We start from the raw sequence: 7,188 nt of genomic DNA on the forward strand, positions 1-7,188 counted from the left end.
CCCTGCCACAGCAGGGCGAGGCCCCGCAGGGTGAGCGTCTCGTCCACCTCGACGCGGTGGGAGAGCAGCGCGGCGATGGCGGGCGCGTCCTCGCCGGTCATGACGACCGTCGCCGCCGCGTCCCCGTCCGGGTCGTAGGAGATGCCGACCTCGCGGGCCACGGCGTCGAGCAGCCCGTCGATGCGCGCGGCCTCGCCGAGGACCACGCCCGACTGCATGGCCGCCCGGGTGCTGCGCCCCACGACCCGCTCGGGCGCGCGCAGCTCGATCGCGGGCAGGCGCGCGGCGGCCTCCGACAGCGACCGGGCGCCGAGCGCGATGCCGGGGGCGATGATCCCGCCGGCGAAGGCGCCCTCCGCGTTGACGACCTCGAAGTTGGTGGTGGTCCCCAGGTCGACCACGACGGCGGGCGCGCCCCAGCGCGCCCGGGCCGCCACCACGTCGGCGATCCGGTCCGGGCCGACCTCCGAGGGGTCGTCGTAGCGCATGCGCACGCCGGTTCTGAGGCCGGGGCCGACCACGAGCGGCCGCGCGCCCCCGCACGACCTGAGGGCGCGGCGCCAGATGTCGGTGAGCGCGGGGACCACGCACGACAGGATGGTCCCGTCGACCTCGCACGGGGGCAGCAGGGTGCGCGCCTGGGCGGTCTGGATGCGCGCCTCGTCCGCCGTAGCGCGCTGCAGGGTCGACAGCTCGCAGGTCCCCAGCAGGCGGGGCTCGCCGTCGGCGTCCATCTCGAACAGGCCGAACCGCGTGGCGGTGTTGCCCACGTCGACGGTCATCACGCAGCCGGTATCCGCTCTCGCCATGGGTGCCTCCCGCCCGCGCGGCCGCCCGCGCTCCGTCTTTCCGTCCTGCCCGCGCCGGTCCGCGCGCCGGATGCCGGGGCTCCCGGCCGTCCCGCGCGCGGGGCGCTCCGCCTATTGTATAATCGACCGGTCCGATACGTAACCCGACTCCCCGATCGAGGGGGAGCGGATATACGAAGGAGAACATATGGGTTCCACCACCGTCCGCGCGGGCCTGCGCGGGCAGCTCTCTGCCGCCGGTATCCTCATCGGCTGCGTCGGCTGCGTCATCATCACGGCATCGTCGGTCTACACCGCCCTCAAGATGGGCTCGCTGCCGTGGCCGACCATCTTCACCTCCATCACCGCCCTCGTGCTGCTGCGCGCCGTGGGCAAGACGAGCCTCAACGAAGCGAATATCACCCAGGTCATCATGTCCGCCGGGTCCATGGTCGCCGGCGGCCTGGCCTTCACCGTGCCCGGCATCTGGATGCTCGGCCTCGCCGACGAGGTGAGCTGGGGGGAGATGCTCGCCGTGGCGCTCGCCGGCACGCTGCTCGGCCTCGTGTGCACGGCCCTCATCCAGCGCCATTTCGTCGAGGAGTCCGACCTCGAGTACCCCATCGGCACCGCGGCGGCGGAGACCCTGCTCGCCAGCCGGGCGGGCGGGTCGACGGGCAGGAAGCTGTTCGGCTCCATGGCGGCGGCGGGCCTGTGGTGCGTGGCGCGCGACGTGCTCGGGCTCATGCCCGCGCTCGTGGGCCAGCTGCCCGTCCCCGGCGTGAGCTTCGCCGTGCAGAATTCCCCCATGCGCTGGGCCGTCGGCTTCCTCGCCGGGCGGCGCTCGATCGCCTACTGGGCGCTGGGCGCCGCGGCGGGCTGGCTCGGCCTTGTGGCGGGCGGCGTCGCGCTCGGCGCCTGGGACGTCGCGGGCGCCCAGGGCGTCGCGAGCAGCCTCGGCATGGGCCTCATGATGGGGTCGGGCGCCGGCGTGGTGGCGCGCGACATCGCCTGGCCGCTCATCCGCCGCGCGCGTCTGCGCCGTGCGGGGGACCGGGCTCCCGGGGCGGACGCCGCGCCGCGCCCGCGCACCGGCTTCGTCTCCCGTCTCATCTCGCGCTACGACGCGGGGGTGCTCGCCCTCATGGCCGCCTCGGCGGCGCTCGTCGTCTGTTTCGCGCTGGGCCTCGGGCCCGTCGTCGCCGTGGCGGTCGTCCTGCTCGCGTTCGTCACGGCCGTGATGAGCGCCCAGTCGGTCGGCCAGTCGGGCATCGACCCCATGGAGATCTTCGGCCTCATCGTGCTGCTGTTCGTGGCGGCGTTCTCGTCGGCCACCCAGGTGCAGCTGTTTTTCGTCGCCGGCGTCATCGCGGTGGCGTGCGGCCTGGCGGGCGATGTGATGAGCGACTTCAAGACGGGGCAGATCATCGGCACGAGCCCGCGCTCGATGTGGTTCGGCCAGGCGATCGGCGCCGTGCTCGGGACCTTCGTCGCGGTCGCCGTCATGGTCGCCCTCGTATCGGCCTACGGCCCCGACGCCTTCGGCGCGGACCGGATGTTCGTGTCGGCCCAGGCGAGCGTGGTGGCGACGATGGTCACGGGCGTGCCGAGCCTGCCCGCCTTCGTCGTCGGGCTCGTCGCCGGCGCGGTCCTCTACTGCGCGGGCATCCCCTCGATGATGCTCGGCCTGGGTGTCTACCTGCCGTTCTACATGTCGCTCACCACCGTGCTGGGCGCCGTGGTCCGCTGGGTGTACGACCGCGTGTGCGCCGCGCGCGGGCAGGATGCGGCGGAGGCCGACGAGGCCGGGGTCGTGGTCGCCTCCGGCGTGCTCGGCGGCGAATCGATCGTCGGCGTGATCGTGGCGTTCGCGACGGTGGGGACGGGGCTGTTCGGCTAGGGAGGCGCCGGTCGACCCGTCTCGCGCCGTCCGGCCCGCGGAGGCCGGGGCCGCCTCGGGCCGGACGCCCCGCCGGGTTTTCCGCGCAGGGGTTGCGTGCGGCGGATTCGGGGTACCACCTTGTAGTACCATGCTGATACCCGCGAGCGCCCCGCGCGCCCGCGTCCTCCCACTACGAAAGGAGCCCTTGTGGCTGTCAACGAAGAACTGCTCAAGGCCGTCCTCGACGAGATCCGCCCCAACCTCCAGGCGGACGGCGGCGATATGGAGTACCACGGCGTCGATGAGGACGGCGTGGTGTCCCTGGAGCTCACCGGCCATTGCGCCGGCTGCCCGATGAGCCAGCTCACCCTGTCCATGGGCATCGAGCGCATCGTGAAGGAGCACGTGCCCGGCGTCACGCGCGTCGTCGCCGTGAACGACATGGGCGGCGGCATGGCCGACCTGTACGACGAGTACGCCCCGTTCTAACCGTCCCCTCCGCACGGGCCGCATCGCGGCCCGTGCCCGTCTCCAGGGAGGTCCCGCGCCATGGTCCTGTCCGACCACGACATCAAGATCGAGCTCGCATCCGGCCGCATCATGCTCGAGCCCTTCGACGAGCACCTGATCCAGCCCGCGTCCATCGACGTGCGCCTGGGCCGCGACTTCCGCGTCTTCCGCAACTCGAGCCACGTCTTCATCGACCCGCAGACCCACCAGCCCGACCTCACCGAGCAGATCGTGGTGGGCGCCGACGACGCCTTCGTCCTGCATCCGGGCCAGTTCGCGCTCGGCACCACGCTCGAGCGCATCGCCGTCCCCGACGACGTGCTCGGCAAGCTGGAGGGCAAAAGCTCGCTCGGCCGCCTGGGCCTGATGATCCACTCCACCGCCGGCTACATCGACCCGGGCTGGGACGGCCAGATCACGCTGGAGCTCTCCAACGTGGCGAGCCTGCCGATCCTGCTGCGCCCCGGCATGCGGATCGGCCAGATCTCCTTCGAGCGCATGAGCTCGCCGGTCGACCTGCCCTACGGCAGCCCCGAGCTGGGAAGCCACTACCAGGGGCAGACCGGCGCCACCGCGGGCAGGCCGCTCGAGGCCCCGCGTCCCTAGGCGCGCCCCGCGCCCCGCGCGGCATCCCGCGGCGCCGGTTCCGTCCGCCGCCCGACCGATCGAAGCGCACCCTGTCCCCGGCGGACGGGGTGCGCTTCTTGGAGAACGCAGGAGGTTCACGTGCTCAACGAGCTCTACCACAGCCTGGATCCCGTCGCCTTCTCGGCCGGGCCGATCACCGTCTACTGGTACGGCATCTCCTACATCGTGGGGGCCGTCCTCACGGGCGTCGTCATGTACCGGACGCAGCGGCGCTGGGGCCTCGGCATCTCCGTCGACGACCTCATGACCGTCGTCATCGGGGTGGTGTTCGGCCTGCTCATCGGCGGGCGCCTGTTCTACGTGCTGTTCTACGGCGACGGGTACTACTTCGAGCACCCGCTGGAGATCCTGGCGACCAACCACGGGGGGATGAGCTTCCACGGCGGCCTGGTGGGCGGCATCGTCGGCGGGGTCCTCGCCTGCCGGCTCTGCCGGCTCTCGGCTTGGACCGTCGCCGACCTCGCCGTCATCGGCGCGCCCGTCGCGCTCGCGCTGGGCCGCTGCGCGAACTTCGTCAACGGCGAGCTGTGGGGCAAGCCCACCGACCTGCCCTGGGGCGTGGTGTTCGAGTCCGGCGGCGACGTGGCGCGCCACCCGTCCCAGCTCTACGAGGCCCTGCTCGAGGGCGTGCTGCTCTTCATCGTCATGCAGGCTCTCTCGCGCAGGAAGCCGCTGCTGCCGCAGGGGACCTTCATGGGCGTGTTCGTGGCCTGGTACGGCGTGGCGCGCATCCTGGTGGAGTTCGTGCGCGTGCCCGATGCGCAGCTCGGCTACCTGTTCGGCGGCGTGGTCACCATGGGGCAGCTGCTGAGCGCGCCGCTCGTCGTCGCGGGGGTCGCCCTCATCGTCTACGCCCTGCGCGCCAAGCGCCCGCAGCGCGACTACCTGGAAGGGTAGGGGACCCCGCACCCGCCCGCGCGGCGACGCCCCGGGCGCGGCGCGCTGCCGTGCGGGGCATCCGTCACCCGGCCGCCCGCGCGGCGGCGCCCCGCTTTCACCCCCTCCACAGATTCGCCTGCTATAATCCCGCGCGACGATGCGCGCCGGGGGGAGGGGGCGCGAGGACGAGAGGACCGTATGGCATCGATCGAACGGGCGGGCGCCGCGCGGCGCGCCGCCGACCAGGCGGGCGCCCCGGGACCGGGCGGACCGTCCCCTGACACGGCGCGCCGCCTGTGGTTCAAGCGCTACCCCGCCGCGCAGACCGCCGCGGCGTTCGCGCTCGCGCTGCTCGCCACCGCGGCGCTCTCCATCGACCCCTCCAACGCCACCTACGAGGCGATCCAGAAGATCGACCCCACCGCGACGGGGGCGCTCTACATCTGCTACGAGGTCCTGCTCTCCTTCGCCGGCCACGAGCAGGCCGTCATGCTGCTCGCCCTGGCCATCCTGCTCACGCTCCCCATCCGCTACGCGGTGTTCGGGCGGCGGGGGCTTCTCCGCCCCTCGGTCGTGCTGCCGGCCGCGGCCTTCACGGCGTGCATGGTCTTCGGCAAGAGCTACGACCTCACCGACAGCGCCCAGCTGGCGATCGGGGGGATCAGCCGCTGCATCGAGTCCCTGATCGCGGGGGCGGGCTGGGCGGTCCTCGCCTCGACCGGCATCTTCCTGCTGTTCGAGTGCTTCGACTGGTTCGGCGCCCACCGCCTGCGCTTCAGCGAGTCCAGCCACGGGCGCCTCTGGCGCGCGGCCGACGCCCTGCTGAACCGTCATCCCTTCGCCGTGCCGCTCGCGGTCATCGCGCTCACCTGGGCGCCCACGCTCCTCGCCGCCGCGCCGGGCCTGTTCATGGGGGACACCGGCGCGCAGATCCGCCAGTGGTTCAACCTGCCGAACGGCACGAGCGACTACCTGAACCTCATCGATCCCGACGTGCTGCTGAACGGGCACCACCCGGTCGCGCACACGGCGCTCGTCGGCGGCTGCGTCCAGCTGGGCCTGGCGGTGTTCGGCGACGAGAACGCCGGCCTCATGATCTACACGCTCCTGCAGTTCGCGGTGACGGCATCGTGCGCGGCCTACCTGGTGTCGACGCTGCGCCGGCTGGGAGCGGGCTTGGTGGCGCGCGCGGCGGTGCTCGCGTTCTTCGTCTTCGTGCCCATGTTCTCCAACTACGCGGTGCTCGTCACCAAGGACGTGCTGTTCGGGGACGCCGTGGTGCTGCTCGCGGTGCAGATGGCGAAGCTCCTGCTGCCGCCGGTCGATCCCGGCAGCGCGGCGGGGGAGGTCGCGCTGGACATCCAGACCTCGCCCGCGACGGGGCTGCGCATCGCGGCGGTCCCCGTGAGGCTGCCCTTCACCGCCCGCGACTGGGCCCTCACCGCGGCGGCCGCGCTCGGGGCGGCCTTCTTCCGCAACGGCGGCGTCGTCTTCCCGCTCGCCGCCTGCGTCCTGGCGGCCGCCTGGTGCCTGATCGACGCGCGGCGGGGGTCCCGCGACGCGCGCCGCGTCTGCCGCAGGGCCGCCGCGGGGGCGCTGGCCGTCGCCGTGGTGACGGTCGCCGCCTACCTCGCCTTCTCCAAGGTGCTCATGCCCGCCCTCGGCATCACCCCGGGCAGCCGCCGCGAGATGCTCTCAATCCCCTTCCAGCAGACGGCGCGCTACGCCCTGAAGCACGACGGCGCGCATGCCGGCGTGGACGGCGGCACCGACGACGGGACGGTGGGTGAGGAGGAGCGCGCGGCCATAGACCGGGTCCTCGGCTACGGGGACCTCGCGGAGCGCTACGACCCCGATAAGTCCGACGACGTGAAGAACGGGTTCGATGAGGACGCCTCGTCCGAGGACCTGGCGGCGTACTTCGGCGTGTGGCTCCGGCAGCTGCTGAGCGACCCGGCCTGCTACGTGTCGGCCGTGGCGAACAACTACTTCGGCTACTTCTACCCCAGCCAGCGCGACGTCTGGGTGTACGGCACGGCGTCGAGCGACGAGCTCATGGCGCGCGATGACAACCGCGCCTACTTCGACTTCCATCGCGCGGACGGCGCGCTCAACAGCCTGTGCGACCATGCGGTGAGCCTCTATCGCGTCGCCGTCCAGCGCATCCCGCTGCTCTCCCTCACCATGAGCTCGTCGGTGTACGTGTGGGCCCTGATCCTGGTGAGCGTCTACCTGCTGCGGGCGCGCCAGTGGCGCGCGCTGTCGCTGCTCGTGCCGCTGTGGGGCGTGCTCGCGGTGTGCCTCATCGGCCCCTGCAACGGGTCGACGTACATGCGGTACCTGTACCCCATGATCTGCGCCCTGCCGTTCGCCGTCGTGGTGTGCCTCTCGTACCCGCGCCGCCTGTGGCGCGGGTGATGCGGGGCCGGCGGCGCCGCAGACGGCGCGGCCGATGCGGTCGCGGCGCGGGGCGGGCTGCCG

At 72.7% G+C, this 7,188-nt stretch carries 6 protein-coding genes; 5 read left to right on the plus strand and 1 reads right to left on the minus strand.

Features of this window, described 5'->3' with window-relative positions; all coding sequences use genetic code 11:
• On the minus strand, window positions 1-809 hold an 809-nt coding region (locus PHA29_RS09810), incomplete at its 3' end, for a type III pantothenate kinase (RefSeq protein ID WP_270849437.1).
• A gap of 187 nt (window positions 810-996) precedes the next feature.
• On the opposite strand from PHA29_RS09810, the gene PHA29_RS09815 reads away from it, so the two are divergent.
• The 5 genes from PHA29_RS09815 (at window position 997) to PHA29_RS09835 (ending at window position 7,125) form a co-directional block, all read left to right on the plus strand.
• Window positions 997-2,688, plus strand: a complete 1,692-nt coding sequence (locus tag PHA29_RS09815) for an OPT/YSL family transporter (protein ID WP_270849438.1) — start codon at window positions 997-999, stop codon at window positions 2,686-2,688.
• A 189-nt stretch (window positions 2,689-2,877) separates the two neighbouring features.
• Complete coding sequence (locus PHA29_RS09820; protein WP_270405851.1) at window positions 2,878-3,159, plus strand: NifU family protein; 282 nt, start codon at window positions 2,878-2,880, stop codon at window positions 3,157-3,159.
• A gap of 60 nt (window positions 3,160-3,219) precedes the next feature.
• Window positions 3,220-3,786, plus strand: coding sequence for a dCTP deaminase (gene dcd / locus PHA29_RS09825; RefSeq protein WP_270849439.1), 567 nt, complete (start codon window positions 3,220-3,222; stop codon window positions 3,784-3,786).
• 120 nt (window positions 3,787-3,906) lie between these two features.
• The gene (gene lgt / locus PHA29_RS09830) at window positions 3,907-4,725 is read left to right on the plus strand and encodes a prolipoprotein diacylglyceryl transferase (protein WP_270405849.1); all 819 of its coding nucleotides are present in this window, start codon (window positions 3,907-3,909) and stop codon (window positions 4,723-4,725) included.
• Window positions 4,726-4,905: 180 nt separating this feature from the next.
• A complete protein-coding gene (locus PHA29_RS09835) occupies window positions 4,906-7,125 on the plus strand; it encodes a DUF6020 family protein (RefSeq protein ID WP_270849440.1) in 2,220 nt (739 codons plus the stop codon).
• The last annotated feature ends 63 nt before the right edge of the window (window positions 7,126-7,188 follow it).

It is taken from the genome of Candidatus Collinsella stercoripullorum, assembly GCF_027669965.1.
In the GTDB taxonomy this organism is placed as follows: domain Bacteria; phylum Actinomycetota; class Coriobacteriia; order Coriobacteriales; family Coriobacteriaceae; genus Collinsella; species Collinsella stercoripullorum.

Bases quoted from the DNA above. Each gene is read 5' to 3' on its own strand.
- PHA29_RS09835 (WP_270849440.1), top strand. From the start codon at position 4,906: ATGGCATCGATCGAACGGGCGGGCGCCGCGCGGCGCGCCGCCGACCAG.
- PHA29_RS09815 (WP_270849438.1), top strand. From the start codon at position 997: ATGGGTTCCACCACCGTCCGCGCGGGCCTGCGCGGGCAGCTCTCTGCC.
- dcd (WP_270849439.1), top strand. From the start codon at position 3,220: ATGGTCCTGTCCGACCACGACATCAAGATCGAGCTCGCATCCGGCCGC.